Consider the following 15,655-nt stretch of genomic DNA (forward strand, 5'->3'; position numbering starts at 1 on the left):
CCTTAAAGGTTATTTGCCGTCTTTACCGACATGAAGAATGGCAAGGAATGCTTCCTGCGGCAGCTCAACGTTACCGACCTGCTTCATACGCTTCTTACCTTCTTTCTGCTTCTGCAGCAGCTTTTTCTTACGGCTGACGTCACCGCCATAGCACTTCGCCAGAACGTTTTTACGTAGCTGCTTCACGGTTGAGCGGGCAATGATGTGGTTACCGATGGCCGCCTGAATCGCAATGTCAAACTGCTGACGTGGGATCAGATCTTTCATCTTCTCAACCAGCTCGCGGCCACGGTACGGCGCATTGTCGTTGTGGGTGATCAGCGCCAGCGCATCCACACGCTCGCCGTTGATCAGCACGTCCACGCGCACCATGTTGGAGGCCTGGAAACGTTTGAAGTTGTAATCCAGTGACGCATAGCCACGGGAGGTAGACTTCAGACGGTCGAAGAAGTCGAGTACCACTTCCGCCATAGGGATTTCATAGGTCAGCGCCACCTGGTTACCGTGGTAAACCATGTTAGTCTGCACGCCACGCTTCTCAATACAGAGCGTAATAACGTTCCCCAGGAACTCCTGCGGCAGCAGCATGTGACATTCTGCAATAGGCTCGCGCAGCTCGTGAATGTTGTTCAGCGGCGGCAGCTTGGACGGGCTGTCGACGTAGATCACTTCTTTCGAGGTGGTTTCTACTTCGTAGACTACCGTTGGTGCGGTGGTGATCAGATCCAGATCGTATTCACGCTCCAGACGCTCCTGAATAATCTCCATGTGCAGCAGGCCGAGGAAGCCGCAGCGGAAGCCGAAGCCCAGCGCCGTTGAACTTTCTGGCTCGTAGAACAGGGAGGCATCGTTCAGGCTCAGCTTGCCGAGCGCATCGCGGAAGTTTTCGTAGTCGTCAGAGCTGACCGGGAACAGACCCGCGTAAACCTGCGGTTTCACCTTTTTGAAGCCAGGCAGCGCTTTGTCTGCCGGGTTACGCGCGCCGGTCAGGGTATCGCCCACTGGCGCGCCGAGGATGTCTTTAATCGCGCAGACCAGCCAGCCCACCTCGCCGCATTTCAGCTCGGTACGGTCAACCTGTTTTGGCGTGAAGATACCCAGACGGTCTGCGTTGTAGACCTGTCCGGTACTCATAACCTTGATTTTGTCGCCTTTACGCATGGTGCCGTTTTTGATACGCACCAGTGAGACCACGCCCAGGTAGTTATCGAACCAGGAGTCGATGATCAGCGCCTGCAATGGACCATCCGGGTCGCCTTCCGGGGCCGGAATATCACGTACCAGGCGTTCCAGCACGTCGGTCACACCCACACCGGTTTTCGCGGAGCAGCGTACGGCGTCGGTCGCGTCAATGCCGACAATGTCTTCAATCTCTTCCGCCACGCGCTCAGGATCGGCGGCTGGCAGGTCGATTTTGTTCAGAACCGGCACAACCTCGAGATCCATTTCCATCGCGGTGTAGCAGTTCGCCAGGGTCTGGGCTTCAACGCCCTGCCCGGCATCAACCACCAGCAGCGCACCTTCACAGGCCGCCAGCGAGCGTGATACTTCATAGGAGAAGTCAACGTGGCCTGGGGTGTCGATAAAGTTCAGTTGATAGGTTTCGCCATCAGAAGCTTTATAGTCGAGCGTCACGCTCTGCGCTTTGATGGTGATACCGCGTTCGCGTTCCAGGTCCATGGAGTCCAGTACCTGGGCTGCCATTTCACGATCAGACAGGCCACCGCAAATCTGGATAATACGGTCAGACAGCGTCGACTTACCGTGGTCAATGTGAGCAATGATCGAAAAGTTACGTATGTTCTTCATATAGTTAAATAATTATGCCTTACGAATTCCTGGAGGCCGCTGTTCTTAGCCTGACGTTTTTCAGTGCGAAAACGCAGCATTCTACACTACATACCCGCAACCTGGAAATGCACTTAGAGCCAAGCATAGCGCGAAGAAATGGCGTTTTCTTTTTTGAGATGTAAATAATGATAAAGCCCGGTGGATCACCGGGCCTCAGAAGAGAGCGTCTCGACGCGAAGTTGGTCAGGCGCCAGCGCAACGCTCAGAATAACGGGCTGCCACTCATCGCGCGCGGCGAGCTTCGGTGAGATGCCTTTGGCAAGCCAAAATCCCCCTACGCCACCCAAAGCTGCGCCGCACATGGCGGCCACGTCGGTGCCAAACAGCATCTGGAAAAGGCCGCCCATGACAAACAGCCCCACCAGCGGGGAGAGATAGACCAGCATCGCGGAACTCAGCAGACTGCCTTCCGTAATGCCCAGTTCCACCTTCTGACCCGCCACCAGCGGCTGTTCGCTCGGCACGGAGATCGTATGCGATGTCTGTGGCCCTAACTTATTCAGCACGCGACTGCCACAACCGGCTCGGGATGCGCAGCTATTGCATGAGGCTTTAACATCACAGCTGACCAGCGCAATACCATTCTGCCACGAGACGACGGTCGCCCACTCTTTAATCATTGTGCGGCCCTGAATTTAATGCTGTCTGAAATGCGCTTCGCCGTCTGCGGAGGTAATTCCCCCACAATCGTGATTTCTGCGTTATCGCGAACCGTGGTGCTGACCGTACGACGCCCGGTACGAAGCATTTGTTCAGCGCTGTTTGCCGTTGCGCGGTTGATATTCACCGAGAAGCTGAACAAGCCATCGGAATAGAGGCGTGATTCAACCGGCGTATCAATGGTGGGCAACTGACGACGGCTGCTGGACACTTCGCTAAAGCCTTGCGGTATCCAGGAAGGAACCCAGTTGAAATTAGCGGAGTCCCCTGCTGGAACAGAAAGCAGCGGCGGCAGGCTGGCCTTCGCCAGATTCTGCATGCTGTTACCAACCTGATTGTTCACGCTGAAGGAGATGACGCGGAACTGTTCAAGCGTCTCGCCGTCGCGGTCGAGCAGGTCCACGCGCATCGGCAGCTTGGTTTCCGCATCAATCCAGACGATATAGCTGTAGCGCGTGCCATCGCGCGCAACCACGCGGATCACTTCACACAGCCTGTCTGCAATACGGGTACGCCCTACCGAAATAAAATCATAGTAAGGGGCAAGTCGTTTGAAGTCGGTATAGATAAGCGACGGTAGAGAATCAACGATATAGTCGCCATTCAGGGTGAAAGGCTCCAGACCGGGCTCGAAATAGCTGATTTCGTTGCCACGCTGGACAACTTCCCGACGCGGGCCATCCATCTGTAAAAGCTGGGCGAGCGGCTGGTTATCAAGACGGGCATGGCGATAGCGTAACGACTCGACGCCCTGCTTGTTGATGCTGATAAATGCCAACTCGTAATTGAGTGACTGGCTGGCCAGATTCATTTGCTGCAACAACGCCCCGGATGAAACATCAGCCGAGGCGTTAGCAGAGAAGAACAGGCTACCCGCCATCAGAGACATGGCGAACCAAAGTTGCTTCATTACTGCGATTGCGTTCCTAAAGTTTGGTTTCCGGGCACCTGCACAGCAGCTTGCTGAGTTTGGGCCTGCTCAAACTGAAGCTGTTCAGAGTGCAGACGACGCTGCAACTCATAATCCTGCAACATCGCATTAATGCGACGGCGCTGCTCCTGAACCTGCTGTTGCTGACCGCCGCTGGCGGAGGCATCAGCCGGTACGCCCAGACTTACCGGGCTGGCTTTGCCCATCATCGGCAGTGTGTTAAACACTGGCGCTTCTGGCTGCTGATTAGTTTCAGACTGAGTATTATAGTGCTGGACGCCAACGATAACTGCAAGCGATACGCATGCAGCCACCCCCATTTGGGTGAGCTGGCTGGCCCACGGACGCACTTTTTGCCAGAACGGCATTTTCTGCCACTGGTGCGGTGCGGGTTGCGCTTCAGGAATCAGCGGAGTGGTCTGATGAACAGGCTCATTCTCGATGGCCGCCATCACGCGGGCTGAGATATCGAAATGGAGAACCTCTCCGGTATCACCGCGCAGCGTGTCACGGATGAGATGGTAACTCTCCCAGGTCTCTTGCATTTCGGGAGAATGAGACAGCTCGTTGAGCAGCTCACTATCCAGCGTCTCACCATCCATTAAAGCGGAAAGTTTTTCTTTCTGCATGCCTAATACCTTTTCCAGTATCCCGCTATCGTCAACGCCTGATAAGCGGTTGAACTTTATTATCAATAGCTTCTCGCGCACGGAAAATTCGTGAACGAACCGTGCCGACCGGACAATCCATGATAGCGGCTATCTCTTCATAGCTCAGACCATCAAGCTCCCGTAACGTAATTGCCATGCGTAAATCTTCCGGGAGTGACTCGATCGTGCGAAAAACAATTTGTCTCAGTTCTTCTGACAACATTAAGTTCTCAGGGTTCGAAATTTCTTTCAGCGCACCGCCACTTTCGAAGTTTTCGGCGTCGATAGCGTCTACATCACTGGACGGCGGACGACGACCCTGAGCAACCAGGTAATTCTTTGCCGTATTGACAGCAATACGGTACAGCCAGGTATAAAAAGCACTATCTCCCCGGAAAGATTCCAGCGCGCGATAGGCCTTAATAAAAGACTCTTGCACCACATCAGGTACATCACCTGACGGTACATAGCGGGAAACCAGACTCGCCACCTTATGCTGGTAGCGCACCACCAGTAGGTTAAAGGCTTTCTGATCTCCCTTCTGGACCCGTTCAACCAGGACCTGGTCCGTTAACTGCTCGCTCATCCGAGGTAATGTCTCCCCAAACCTAAATTCCACGCGTTATCGAAACGCCACTCTATAACTACCGCACTTTGAGCAAGCACCAGCTTAGAGTGTCTGATCTTCAATAAGTTCCGTAACGCCTTTGTTTTTGTTCATCGCGCCGCAGACCGTTCATTTTCTCTCATTATAAGTCTGTTCACGATACGCACCACTTTCTGACAAGAAACATCTTTTTCCCGCCAGAAGAGTAACGCAACACAGGCTTTATTTCACCACAAAATCTGACGCTAACGATCTGCTTCGCAAAATAATTTCATTTATTTACCCTTCGTTTACCCCTGCCTGCGCGTTTAGTCATTGCAACTTCCCTTAAAAAAAACGTGCGATATCTCGCATTCAGGTGCTATTCTGCCCCAACACTGTTTAGTAAATTAAACAATAATCATGAACACAACACCTGAACTTCATTGTGATGTACTGATCATCGGCAGCGGCGCTGCCGGTCTCTCTCTGGCGCTGCGTCTGGCTGAACATCAGAACGTTATCGTTCTGAGCAAAGGCCCGATAAGTGAAGGCTCCACATTTTATGCTCAGGGCGGCATTGCCGCGGTATTTGACGAGACCGACAGCATTGCATCACATGTGGAAGATACGCTGATTGCCGGGGCCGGGATCGTGGATGCGCACGCGGCAGAGTTTGTCGCCAGCAATGCCCGCCATTGCGTTCAGTGGCTTATCGATCAGGGTGTTTTATTCGATACTCAGGCTCAGCCCAACGGTGAAGAGAGCTACCACTTAACGCGTGAAGGCGGCCATAGCCACCGCCGCATCCTGCACGCCGCGGATGCTACCGGAAAAGAAGTGGAAACCACGCTGGTCAGCAAAGCGCTGAACCATCCTAACATCCGGGTCCTTGAGCGGAGCAACGCGGTTGATCTGATCATTTCCGACAAGATAGGCCTGCCCGGCACGCGTCGCGTGGTGGGAGCGTGGGTCTGGAACCGTAATAAAGAGAAGGTGGAAACCTGTCAGGCGAAGGCTGTGGTGTTGGCTACAGGTGGCGCCTCTAAGGTGTATCAGTACACCACGAATCCGGATATCGCTTCCGGGGACGGTATCGCTATGGCCTGGCGCGCCGGCTGCCGCGTGGCGAATCTCGAATTTAATCAGTTTCACCCCACCGCCCTGTTCCACCCTCAGGCGCGAAATTTCCTGCTGACGGAAGCCCTGCGCGGCGAAGGGGCTTATCTGAAACGCCCTGACGGTACCCGCTTTATGCCGGACTTTGACGCCCGCGGTGAACTGGCGCCGCGTGATATAGTTGCCCGCGCCATCGACCACGAAATGAAGCGCCTTGGCGTGGACTGCATGTATCTCGATATCAGCCATAAGCCGGCAGAATTCATTCGCCAGCACTTCCCGATGATTTACGAAAAGCTGCTCAATCTTGGCATTGATTTAACACGCGATCCGGTGCCCATTGTGCCAGCCGCCCACTATACCTGCGGCGGCGTGATGGTTGACGATCACGGACGCACTGATGTAGACGGTCTGTATGCTATTGGTGAGGTCAGCTATACCGGGCTACACGGCGCGAACCGTATGGCGTCTAACTCGCTGCTTGAATGTCTGGTGTACGGCTGGTCAGCGGCGGAGGACATCACGAAGCGCATGCCTTACGCCCGTGAAACAGAGCGTTTACCGGCCTGGGATGAAAGCCGCGTGGAGAACCCGGACGAGCTGGTAGTGATCCAGCACAACTGGCACGAGCTACGGCTGTTTATGTGGGACTACGTTGGAATTGTGCGCACCACGAAACGTCTGGAACGCGCGTTGCGCCGCATTACGATGCTGCAGCAGGAAATTGATGAATATTATGCCCATTTCCGCGTCTCCAATAATCTGCTGGAGCTGCGCAATCTGGTGCAGGTTGCCGAGCTGATTGTTCGCTGCGCGATGATGCGTAAAGAGAGCCGCGGTTTGCACTACACACTCGACTACCCGGATCGGCTTGCTGAGTCCGGCCCGTCGATACTCGCCCCGCAGGTTTACATAAACAAATAAAACGCCTGGGTCAGAGCCGTGTAATCTTCGGAATAACGCTGGTCTGGCCCACGGATCACCATACGGTCATTAAAACACTCACCCTCTTTTGGCGAAAGCGCCAGCAGCACGCGGTGCGGCAATCGGCCTTCCGTATCAGAGATGTCAGTTCGCAAACGTAACGTCCAGCCGATCTCCTGCGCGGTAGCGATAAACGTGTTGCCCGTACTTTCTGGCAGCACCACGCAGAAAAAGCCCTCTTCTGAGATAAGTTCAGCCGCGTTGACGAGCAGCGCTTTGTGATCGAGTGAACCGGTATAGCGCGCCTGTTCACGTTCCGGTGTACCGCACTCCACGCCGGGCTCGTAGTAAGGGGGGTTGCTGACAATCAGATCGTAACGCGCCGTCTGCTCTGGTGCCCAGGCCAGCACGTCCGCGCACTTAACGGTTATCCGGTCAGCCCAGGGTGACTCGGCCGCGTTTTCACCCGCCTGCCCTGCGGCCTGCGCATCCAGCTCAACGGCATCAATAGTGACATGCTCTTCAGTACGCTGCGCCAGCATCAAGGCCACCAGCCCGCTGCCGGTACCGATATCAAGAATACGCTTAACACCTGCGACAGGTGCCCATGCTCCCAGTAAAATGCCGTCTGTACCGACTTTCATGGCACAGCGATCGTGAGCGACAAAAAATTGTTTAAACGTAAAACCATCGCGGCGCAGCTGCGCTTTGAGTTGAGACATGTCAGGGCAACCTTCTAAGTGAAACTGGAGTAGCATAGGGGAAAGCGAAGTGGCCGCAAAGCGATATCCATACAAACAGATGAAGATTACAGCCGTAACGTCTATAATCAGCGCCCCACACAGAGGTAGAACATGACTGTAACGACTTTTTCCGAACTTGAACTCGATGAAAGCCTGCTCAATGCTCTTGAGAGCAAAGGCTTTACACGCCCGACCGCCATTCAGGCAGCGGCCATTCCGCCTGCGCTTGAGGGCCGCGATGTGCTCGGTTCTGCGCCAACCGGCACGGGGAAGACAGCAGCCTATTTGCTGCCTGTGTTGCAGCATCTGCTCGACTTTCCACGTAAAAAATCTGGCCCGCCGCGTATTTTGATCCTGACGCCTACGCGCGAGCTGGCCATGCAGGTTGCCGATCATGCGCGTGAACTCGCGGCGAATACGCATCTGGATATCGCCACCATCACCGGCGGCGTTGCGTATATGAACCACGCCGAAGTGTTCAGCGAAAACCAGGACATCGTCGTCGCGACGACGGGCCGCCTGCTGCAGTATATTAAAGAAGAGAACTTCGACTGCCGCGCGGTAGAAACGCTGATCCTCGACGAAGCGGACCGCATGCTGGACATGGGCTTTGCGCAGGATATCGAGCATATTGCAGGTGAAACGCGCTGGCGTAACCAGACGATGCTGTTCTCTGCCACCCTTGAAGGGGATGCGATTAAAGACTTCGCAGAGCGTCTGCTGGAAGATCCGGTGGAAGTCTCTGCGACGCCATCCACGCGAGAGCGTAAAAAAATCCATCAGTGGTATTACCGTGCGGACAACCTTGAGCATAAGGTTGAGCTGCTCAAGCACCTGCTGAAGCAGGAAGACGCCACCCGCACTATCGTGTTTGTGCGTAAGCGCGAGCGCGTGCACGAGCTGGCTGAAATGCTGCGCAACGCCGGGATCAACAACTGCTATCTTGAAGGTGAGATGGCGCAGATCAAGCGTACCGAAGGCATTAAGCGCCTGACCGATGGCCGCGTTAACGTGCTGGTCGCAACAGACGTTGCCGCCCGCGGGATCGACATCCCTGACGTGAGCCATGTCATTAACTTCGATATGCCGCGCAGCGGAGATACCTACCTGCACCGCATTGGCCGTACCGGTCGCGCGGGCCGCAAAGGGATTGCAATTTCACTGGTTGAAGCGCATGACTACCTGCTGCTGCAGAAAATTGGCCGCTATGTTGACGAGCCGCTGAAAGCGCGCGTTATTGATGGCTTGCGCCCAACCACACGTGCGCCGAGTGAAAAAATGACGGGTAAACCGTCCAAGAAAGCGCTCGCGAAACGTGCTGAGAGAAAAGAGAAAGAAAAAGAGAAGCCGCGCGTGAAGCAGCGCCACCGCGATACCAAAAACATTGGTAAGCGTCGTAAGCCAAGCGCTGCCGCGCAGGAAACGAAGACTGAAGAGTAAGAAAAAGCCGGGGTAATCCCCGGCTTTTTTGTTCCCCCCCGTGGCTGAAGCCTTACAGGCTTTCAGTAAAGGTACGGGCGATAACGTCGCGCTGCTGTTCTGGAGTCAGTGAGTTAAAGCGAACCGCATAACCAGACACGCGGATAGTCAGCTGTGGGTATTTTTCCGGGTGCTCAACGGCATCCATCAGCGTTTCGCGGCGCAGCACGTTAACGTTCAGGTGCTGACCCCCTTCAACGCGCACTTCCGGCTGCACTTCCATTGGGATTTCACGGTATTCGATTTCGCCCAGTTTATTCACCGGTACGATTTCATCTTCAGCAAAACCCGCTTTCGCAACCACACAGCGCGCTTCATTTTTCTCGCTGTCCAGCAGCCAGAAAGAGTTGAGCAGATCGTCATTTGCCGCTTTGGTAATCTGGATACCTGTAATCATGTGTTGCCTCCCTTAGGCTACATTAACTGATGCTGGCCTTACGCGGCCAATTGGTAAAACCATTGTTTCTTGTGTGTATATATATCATTCACACCACGGCGATTTATTGATTTAAATCAACAAAAATAGCAACCACATAAAGAGTGTGGTTTGAATTTATTGCTTTAGATCAATTTCATACCCCCATCGACTCAACTTAACCTGCATCATTTCAAAATAAATTTAACGACTTAGCACGCATTTCAGCGCGTAATTTTGCTCACAAGCGTTAAACAGGTAAGCTAGTGACAGATTGAGATTCGCAGGAGAGCGACATGACGACACCTTTAACCTGGCATGACGTGCTGGCAGAAGAAAAGCAGCAGCCTTATTTTATCAATACGCTCAGTACCGTTGCCGCTGAGCGTCAGTCCGGGCAAACGATTTATCCGCCGCAAAAAGATGTATTCAACGCGTTTCGCTATACCGAGTTGAGCGATGTGAAAGTCGTCATTCTGGGCCAGGATCCCTATCACGGCCCTGGGCAGGCGCACGGGCTGGCATTTTCCGTACGCCCAGGCGTGGCGATCCCCCCTTCTCTGCTCAACATGTATAAAGAGCTTGAGGGAACCGTGCCCGGGTTTACCCGCCCCAACCACGGTTATCTGGAAAGCTGGGCGCGCCAGGGCGTGCTGTTATTGAACACGGTGCTCACCGTACGGGCGGGCCAGGCGCACTCGCACGCCAGCCTTGGGTGGGAAACCTTTACCGATAAAGTTATCAGCCTTATCAACGAGCATCGTGAAGGGGTCGTGTTTTTACTCTGGGGTTCTCACGCGCAGAAGAAAGGGGCAATTATCGATCGTCAGCGTCATCACGTGTTGAAGGCACCGCACCCGTCACCGTTGTCTGCCCATCGCGGTTTCTTTGGCAGTAATCATTTTGTTCTGGCAAATGAATGGCTGGAAAAACGTGGCGAAACGCCAATTGACTGGATGCCTGTGTTACCGGCAGAGAGCGAGTAGGGTTTGAATGTGCCGGGTCAGGCCCGGCACATAAGAGGCTTATGCCTTATTCTGACGCCACCACTCGGCCAGCAGCACGCCGGTCGCAACGGATACGTTCAGACTTTCCACATTGCCCGTCCCGTCGATGGAGACGCTCAGATCCGAACTGGAGAGCGCCGCATCAGACAGACCATCGCGTTCCTGACCCAACACCAGCACCATCTTGCGCGGCAGCGTCGCTTTAAACAGCGGCGTACCGGCATGGCTGGATGTGGTCACGATGGAATAGCCCGCTTTACGGAACTGCTCAAGGGCATCCAGAACGCTGTCGCCGGTGATCGGCTGTACGTGCTCGGCTCCGCCTTCCGCAGTACGGATCGCGGCGCCGGATTCCAGCAGCGCGGCATCCTGCAGCAGCACGCCCTTCACGCCAAAATGCGCGCAGCTGCGCATCATTGCGCCCAGGTTGTGCGGGTTGCCCACGTCTTCCAGCGCCAGCACGCAGTCATCGGCATCTGCCTGGCTGACCCACTGCTGAACTGTCGTGCCGTTACGTTTTTTAATCAGGAAGCAGACGCCGCCGTGGTGCTCGGTACCGGACGCTTTTGTCAGTTCAGCATCATCAACCACGTGGTAAGCTTTGCGGTTCGCGGCCATCCAGCGCAGCGCTTCTTTAAAGCGCGGGGTCACGCTCTGGATAAACCAGGCGCGGACGATACACTCAGGACGGCTCTGGAACAGCGCCTGGCAGGCGTTCTCGCCATATACGCGGGTCTCTTCCGCGCGCTGACGACGCAGCACTTCCGGGTCGATAAAGCTTTTACCGCTGATACCGCCGTGATCGGCTTTTTCCGGCGTCTCATCGCCAGGGGCGCGAGAAACGGTGCGCCACGGAGAGGCGTTATCACGTGAGAAGTCATCACGCGGACGGTCATCGCGCTTGCGATCGTCACGCTTGCGGTCATCACGTTTGCGGTCATCACCGCGGTTATTTCTGTCATCGCGGGCGGGGCGACGGCCACCGTCTGCACGAGAGGACGCTGGACGCCCGCCACCTTTTCCGGTACGCGGATTTTGGGTGCGTTTATCAGAGTCATCATCACTGCGGACATACATCACTTTGACCTTGCCGCTTTTGTTTTTCATTTCGTCGTTCATGCTTTTCTCCACCAGCGCTGCGCGAAGCGCGCAGATTACCCGATGTGCCAGCGCATAGCCATAATTTCGTACAAAAGCCTGTGACTATTGTTCCCATTGAATAAAACGCATTGTCGTTTCATACAGGCTCACTGATAATATGTAACATATCAGAAACATTATCGGCGTTCTGCCGCTGTCCCACGGCTCTATCAGAGGTTAGTTATGAATACCGTATGTGCCAACTGTCAGGCTTTAAACCGCATTCCGGACGATCGGATGGATGACGGTGCGAAATGCGGACGTTGTGGCCATGAATTGTTTGATGGCGATGTCATTAACGCGACGGGTGCTACGCTGGACAAACTCCTCAAGGACGATCTCCCGGTGGTGGTCGATTTCTGGGCGCCATGGTGCGGTCCGTGCCGCAGCTTCGCGCCAATCTTCGAAGATGTGGCCGAAGAGCGCAGCGGAAAAATGCGGTTCGTTAAGGTTAATACCGAGGCCGAACGCGAGCTAAGCGCACGTTTTCGTATTCGCAGTATCCCGACCATCATGATTTTCAAAAATGGTGAAGTGATCGATATGCTCAACGGTGCGGTTCCAAAAGCACCTTTTGATAGCTGGTTAAACGAATCGCTGTAACATTCCCGGGGCACACCTTGTGCCCCGTTCCCGCCTCTGCGAAAATAGGGTTTTTCCTCCATTTCGCCCATGACTGATAACGCTGTCCTTAAATTACGCGCCGAACGCCTTGCGCGCGCTACTCGCCCCTTTCTTGCTCGTGGCAATCGCATACGTCGCTGTCAGCGCTGCCTGCTGCCGCTGAAGGTGTGTCTGTGCGAGACGCTGGCCCCAAGTACTGCGGAGAGCCGCTTTTGTCTGGTCATGTTCGATACCGAGCCGATGAAGCCCAGTAATACGGGGCGTCTTATTGCCGATATTCTGCCGGATACCGCCGCGTTTCAGTGGTCGCGCACTGAGCCACCTCAGGCTCTGCTCGACCTGGTGGCAAGCCCGGACTACCAGCCGATGGTGGTTTTCCCGGCATCTTATGCGGGTGAACAGCGTCAGGTCCTTACCGCGCCGCCATCTGGCAAACCACCGCTGTTTATTATGCTGGACGGTACCTGGACCGAAGCGCGGAAAATGTTTCGCAAAAGCCCTTACCTCGACGCTCTGCCGGTTATTTCTGTCGATCTTTCCCGCGTCTCGGCCTACCGCCTGCGCGAAGCGCATGCTGACGGGCAATACTGCACTGCCGAAGTCGCCATTGCGCTACTGGATTTAGCAGGAGATACCGCTGCAGCTGGCGCCCTGGGCAACCATTTCTCATGCTTCCGGGAGCGCTATCTGGCGGGAAAAACCGTTCATAAGGGCAGCATCACAGCAACGGAGACAGAAAGCGTTTAAAATCATCAGGTCGCTTGCATTCACAGGAGGCCTGCATGAGCCAGAGAGGGTTAGAAGCGCTACTCCGTCCTAAATCCATTGCCGTCATCGGCGCATCAATGAAACCGGATCGTGCAGGCTATCTGATGATGCGCAACCTGCTGGCCGGAGGATTTAACGGTCCCGTTATGCCCGTCACGCCGTCTTATAAGGCCGTTCACGGCGTGCTTGCCTGGCCGGACGTGGAGAGCCTGCCTTTCGTACCGGATCTCGCCGTTCTGTGTACAAACGCCAAACGCAATCCGGAACTGCTGGAGTCACTCGGCAAGAAAGGATGTAAAACCTGCATTATTCTCTCGTCTCCGCCTGAACAGCAGCCCGAACTGCTGGCCTGTGCCAGCCGCTATCAGATGCGCATTCTCGGGCCGAACAGCCTGGGTCTGCTCGCGCCCTGGCAGGGGCTGAACGCCAGCTTCTCCCCGGTGCCGATCCGTAAAGGCAAGCTGGCGTTTATCTCGCAGTCGGCTGCGGTCTCAAACACCATCCTTGACTGGGCGCAGCAGCGTGAAATGGGATTCTCCTACTTCATTGCTCTGGGCGACAGCCTGGATATTGACGTTGACGAACTGCTGGATTTCCTGGCGCGAGACAGCAAAACCAGCGCAATCCTCCTTTATCTTGAGCACCTGAGCGACGCCCGTCGTTTTGTTTCCGCTTCGCGTAGCGCATCGCGCAATAAACCGATCCTCGTTATCAAAAGCGGTCGCAGCCCTGCGGCGCAGCGTCTGCTGCAGTCTCATTCCGGTATGGATCCGGCCTGGGATGCTGCCATTCAGCGCGCGGGGTTGCTGCGGGTGCAGGATACACACGAGCTTTTTTCCGCCGTTGAGACGTTGAGCCACATGCGTCCGCTGCGCGGCGAGAAGTTAATGATTGTCAGCAATGGCGCGGCCCCTGCCGCGCTGGCGCTGGATGAGCTTTGGCTGCGTAACGGCAAGCTGGCCACGCTGGGTGAAGAGACGCTGCAACGCCTCAGAGAGGCGCTTCCGGCAAGCGTGACGCCCGGCAATCCGCTTGATTTGCGCGATGATGCCAGCAGCGATCGCTATATCAGGGCAATCTCCATTTTGCTGGACAGCCAGGATTTCGATGCGCTGATGATTATCCACTCCCCCAGCGCGGCCGCGCCGGGCAGTGAAAGCGCGCGGGCGCTGATTGAGGCGGTACGAAATCATCCGCGCGGCAAATATGTCACCCTGCTGACCAACTGGTGCGGTGAGTTTTCCTCTCAGGAGGCGCGACGCTTGTTCAGTGAAGCCGGACTGCCAACCTACCGCACGCCGGAAGGCACCATCACGGCATTTATGCATATGGTGGAATATCGCCGCAACCAGAAACAGCTGCGTGAGACACCTGCCTTGCCCGGAAACCTGACGGCGAACACCGTCGACGTTCATCGGCTGTTACAGCAGGCCATTGAAGAAGGCGCGACCTCGCTTGATACGCATGAAGTGCAGCCCATACTGGGCAGCTACGGGATGCAAACTCTGCCAACCTGGATCGCCAGCGACAGCGCTGAGGCCGTACATATAGCCGAACAGATTGGCTACCCGGTCGCCCTTAAGCTCCGTTCCCCCGATATCCCGCATAAGTCTGACGTTCAGGGGGTCATGTTGTACCTGCGTACGGCAACGGAGGTGCAGCAGGCAGCCGATGCCATTTTCGATCGCGTCAAAATGGCCTGGCCGCAGGCCCGGATCCACGGACTGCTGGTGCAAAGCATGGCTCACCGCGCGGGCGCCCAGGAACTGCGGGTGGTGGTTGAACACGATCCTGTCTTCGGCCCGCTCATTATGCTGGGGGAAGGCGGCGTTGAGTGGCGTCCAGAGGAACAGGCCGCGGTGGCGCTACCGCCGCTGAACATGAATCTGGCGCGCTATCTGATCATTCAGGCGATTAAAAGCAAAAAGATCCGTGGCCGCAGCGCCCTGCGTCCGCTCGATATTGCCGGGTTGAGTCAATTCCTGGTGCAGGTGTCTAACCTGGTTGTAGATTGTGCGGAGATCCAGCGGCTGGATATCCATCCGCTGCTCGCCTCCGGCACTGAGTTTACGGCGCTGGACGTAACGCTGGATATCGCGCCATTTGAAGGGGACAGAGAGAGCCGCCTGGCGATCCGTCCGTATCCTCTGCAGCTGGAGGAGTGGGTCGAGATGAAGAATGGGGAACGCGCCCTGTTCCGCCCTATTCTGCCGGAAGATGAACCGCAGCTGCGTGCCTTTATTTCTCAGGTTACGAAAGAAGATCTCTATTATCGCTACTTTAGCGAAATCAACGAATTTACCCACGATGATTTAGCCAATATGACCCAGATCGACTACGATCGAGAGATGGCGTTTGTCGCCGTTCGACGTTCCGATCGGGGCGATGAGATCCTCGGCGTGACGCGCGCAATTTCCGATCCGGATAACATTGACGCGGAATTTGCTGTGCTGGTGCGCTCCGATCTTAAAGGCCTGGGTCTGGGCAGACGACTGCTGGAAAAACTCATCAGTTATACGCGAGATCACGGATTGTTACGCCTGAATGGCATTACTATGCCGAACAATCGCGGTATGGTGACCCTGGCGCGAAAACTCGGATTTGACGTTGATATTCAGCTGGACGAAGGTATTGTCGCCTTATCCCTCGGCCTGACACCAGCAGACAAACCCGAGTAAGCTACTGGAAATGTTACCCACTTTGGACGGGACTGGTGGTATCATTGTCCGCTTATGTTGTTTGCATGGTACAGACAACC

At 55.3% G+C, this 15,655-nt stretch carries 15 protein-coding genes; 6 read left to right on the forward strand and 9 right to left on the reverse strand.

Going from position 1 to position 15,655, the window contains the following annotated elements; genetic code table 11:
* Positions 1 to 9 precede the first annotated feature (9 nt).
* The 6 genes from lepA to rseD form a co-directional block, all read right to left on the reverse strand.
* Positions 10 to 1,809, reverse strand: a complete 1,800-nt coding sequence (lepA, locus tag IB212_RS17155) for a translation elongation factor 4 (RefSeq protein WP_028014099.1) — start codon at positions 1,807 to 1,809, stop codon at positions 10 to 12.
* A 185-nt stretch (positions 1,810 to 1,994) separates the two neighbouring features.
* Positions 1,995 to 2,471, reverse strand: coding sequence for a SoxR-reducing system protein RseC (rseC, locus tag IB212_RS17160; RefSeq protein ID WP_045260167.1), 477 nt, complete (start codon positions 2,469 to 2,471; stop codon positions 1,995 to 1,997).
* Positions 2,468 to 3,421 (reverse strand): sigma-E factor regulatory protein RseB, encoded by a 954-nt coding sequence (rseB, locus tag IB212_RS17165; RefSeq protein WP_041908666.1) that lies wholly within the window; start codon positions 3,419 to 3,421, stop codon positions 2,468 to 2,470. The genes rseC and rseB overlap by 4 nt, the downstream gene beginning before the upstream one ends.
* The gene (rseA, locus tag IB212_RS17170) at positions 3,421 to 4,071 is read right to left on the reverse strand and encodes an anti-sigma-E factor RseA (RefSeq protein ID WP_014832926.1); all 651 of its coding nucleotides are present in this window, start codon (positions 4,069 to 4,071) and stop codon (positions 3,421 to 3,423) included. Before rseA ends, rseB begins: the two co-directional genes overlap by 1 nt.
* Positions 4,072 to 4,102: 31 nt before the next feature.
* Complete coding sequence (rpoE, locus tag IB212_RS17175; RefSeq protein WP_028014102.1) at positions 4,103 to 4,678, reverse strand: RNA polymerase sigma factor RpoE; 576 nt, start codon at positions 4,676 to 4,678, stop codon at positions 4,103 to 4,105.
* The gene (gene rseD / locus IB212_RS17180; protein WP_231940818.1) at positions 4,675 to 4,758 is read right to left on the reverse strand and encodes a rpoE leader peptide RseD; all 84 of its coding nucleotides are present in this window, start codon (positions 4,756 to 4,758) and stop codon (positions 4,675 to 4,677) included. The genes rpoE and rseD overlap by 4 nt, the downstream gene beginning before the upstream one ends.
* Before the next feature lie 343 nt (positions 4,759 to 5,101).
* On the opposite strand from rseD, the gene nadB reads away from it, so the two are divergent.
* Positions 5,102 to 6,721, forward strand: a complete 1,620-nt coding sequence (gene nadB / locus IB212_RS17185; RefSeq protein ID WP_188246005.1) for an L-aspartate oxidase — start codon at positions 5,102 to 5,104, stop codon at positions 6,719 to 6,721.
* On the opposite strand, the gene trmN is transcribed toward nadB, so the two are convergent.
* Positions 6,706 to 7,443, reverse strand: coding sequence for a tRNA(1)(Val) (adenine(37)-N(6))-methyltransferase TrmN (gene trmN / locus IB212_RS17190; RefSeq protein WP_028014104.1), 738 nt, complete (start codon positions 7,441 to 7,443; stop codon positions 6,706 to 6,708). The two genes, nadB and trmN, sit on opposite strands and share 16 nt — an antisense overlap.
* 132 nt (positions 7,444 to 7,575) lie before the next feature.
* On the opposite strand from trmN, the gene srmB reads away from it, so the two are divergent.
* Entirely contained in the window at positions 7,576 to 8,904 is a 1,329-nt protein-coding gene (gene srmB, locus IB212_RS17195) for an ATP-dependent RNA helicase SrmB (protein ID WP_041908660.1), read from the forward strand.
* A gap of 52 nt (positions 8,905 to 8,956) precedes the next feature.
* On the opposite strand, the gene grcA is transcribed toward srmB, so the two are convergent.
* On the reverse strand, positions 8,957 to 9,340 hold the full coding sequence (gene grcA / locus IB212_RS17200) for an autonomous glycyl radical cofactor GrcA (protein WP_006176733.1): 384 nt from the start codon (positions 9,338 to 9,340) through the stop codon (positions 8,957 to 8,959).
* A gap of 314 nt (positions 9,341 to 9,654) precedes the next feature.
* Here grcA and ung point away from each other — a divergent pair, with 314 nt between their 5' ends.
* Positions 9,655 to 10,344, forward strand: a complete 690-nt coding sequence (ung, locus tag IB212_RS17205) for a uracil-DNA glycosylase (RefSeq protein ID WP_023333064.1) — start codon at positions 9,655 to 9,657, stop codon at positions 10,342 to 10,344.
* Between the two features lie 39 nt (positions 10,345 to 10,383).
* Here the strand turns inward: ung and IB212_RS17210 are convergent, their stop codons facing one another.
* Positions 10,384 to 11,484 carry a tRNA/rRNA methyltransferase gene (locus tag IB212_RS17210; protein WP_041908658.1) on the reverse strand — a complete coding sequence of 367 codons (1,101 nt, stop codon included), beginning with the start codon at positions 11,482 to 11,484 and terminating at the stop codon, positions 10,384 to 10,386.
* Positions 11,485 to 11,688: 204 nt separating this feature from the next.
* Between IB212_RS17210 and trxC the strand changes: the two genes are divergently transcribed.
* From trxC to IB212_RS17225, 3 genes are all read left to right on the forward strand, one after another.
* Positions 11,689 to 12,108, forward strand: coding sequence for a thioredoxin TrxC (gene trxC, locus IB212_RS17215; RefSeq protein WP_028014108.1), 420 nt, complete (start codon positions 11,689 to 11,691; stop codon positions 12,106 to 12,108).
* A gap of 69 nt (positions 12,109 to 12,177) precedes the next feature.
* A complete protein-coding gene (gene tapT, locus IB212_RS17220) occupies positions 12,178 to 12,876 on the forward strand; it encodes a tRNA-uridine aminocarboxypropyltransferase (protein WP_045260163.1) in 699 nt (232 codons plus the stop codon).
* 35 nt (positions 12,877 to 12,911) lie between these two features.
* The gene (locus IB212_RS17225) at positions 12,912 to 15,575 is read left to right on the forward strand and encodes a bifunctional acetate--CoA ligase family protein/GNAT family N-acetyltransferase (RefSeq protein ID WP_188246004.1); all 2,664 of its coding nucleotides are present in this window, start codon (positions 12,912 to 12,914) and stop codon (positions 15,573 to 15,575) included.
* Positions 15,576 to 15,655 lie beyond the last annotated feature (80 nt).

Source organism: Enterobacter sp. E12 (genome assembly GCF_014596715.2).
Taxonomy (GTDB): domain Bacteria; phylum Pseudomonadota; class Gammaproteobacteria; order Enterobacterales; family Enterobacteriaceae; genus Enterobacter; species Enterobacter bugandensis.

Coding starts and splice junctions, on each gene's coding strand:
- lepA (WP_028014099.1), bottom strand. CDS start 1,809: ATGAAGAACATACGTAACTTTTCGATCATTGCTCACATTGACCACGGT.
- rseC (WP_045260167.1), bottom strand. CDS start 2,471: ATGATTAAAGAGTGGGCGACCGTCGTCTCGTGGCAGAATGGTATTGCG.
- rseB (WP_041908666.1), bottom strand. CDS start 3,421: ATGAAGCAACTTTGGTTCGCCATGTCTCTGATGGCGGGTAGCCTGTTC.
- rseA (WP_014832926.1), bottom strand. CDS start 4,071: ATGCAGAAAGAAAAACTTTCCGCTTTAATGGATGGTGAGACGCTGGAT.
- rpoE (WP_028014102.1), bottom strand. CDS start 4,678: ATGAGCGAGCAGTTAACGGACCAGGTCCTGGTTGAACGGGTCCAGAAG.
- nadB (WP_188246005.1), top strand. CDS start 5,102: ATGAACACAACACCTGAACTTCATTGTGATGTACTGATCATCGGCAGC.
- trmN (WP_028014104.1), bottom strand. CDS start 7,443: ATGTCTCAACTCAAAGCGCAGCTGCGCCGCGATGGTTTTACGTTTAAA.
- srmB (WP_041908660.1), top strand. CDS start 7,576: ATGACTGTAACGACTTTTTCCGAACTTGAACTCGATGAAAGCCTGCTC.
- grcA (WP_006176733.1), bottom strand. CDS start 9,340: ATGATTACAGGTATCCAGATTACCAAAGCGGCAAATGACGATCTGCTC.
- ung (WP_023333064.1), top strand. CDS start 9,655: ATGACGACACCTTTAACCTGGCATGACGTGCTGGCAGAAGAAAAGCAG.
- IB212_RS17210 (WP_041908658.1), bottom strand. CDS start 11,484: ATGAACGACGAAATGAAAAACAAAAGCGGCAAGGTCAAAGTGATGTAT.
- trxC (WP_028014108.1), top strand. CDS start 11,689: ATGAATACCGTATGTGCCAACTGTCAGGCTTTAAACCGCATTCCGGAC.
- tapT (WP_045260163.1), top strand. CDS start 12,178: ATGACTGATAACGCTGTCCTTAAATTACGCGCCGAACGCCTTGCGCGC.
- IB212_RS17225 (WP_188246004.1), top strand. CDS start 12,912: ATGAGCCAGAGAGGGTTAGAAGCGCTACTCCGTCCTAAATCCATTGCC.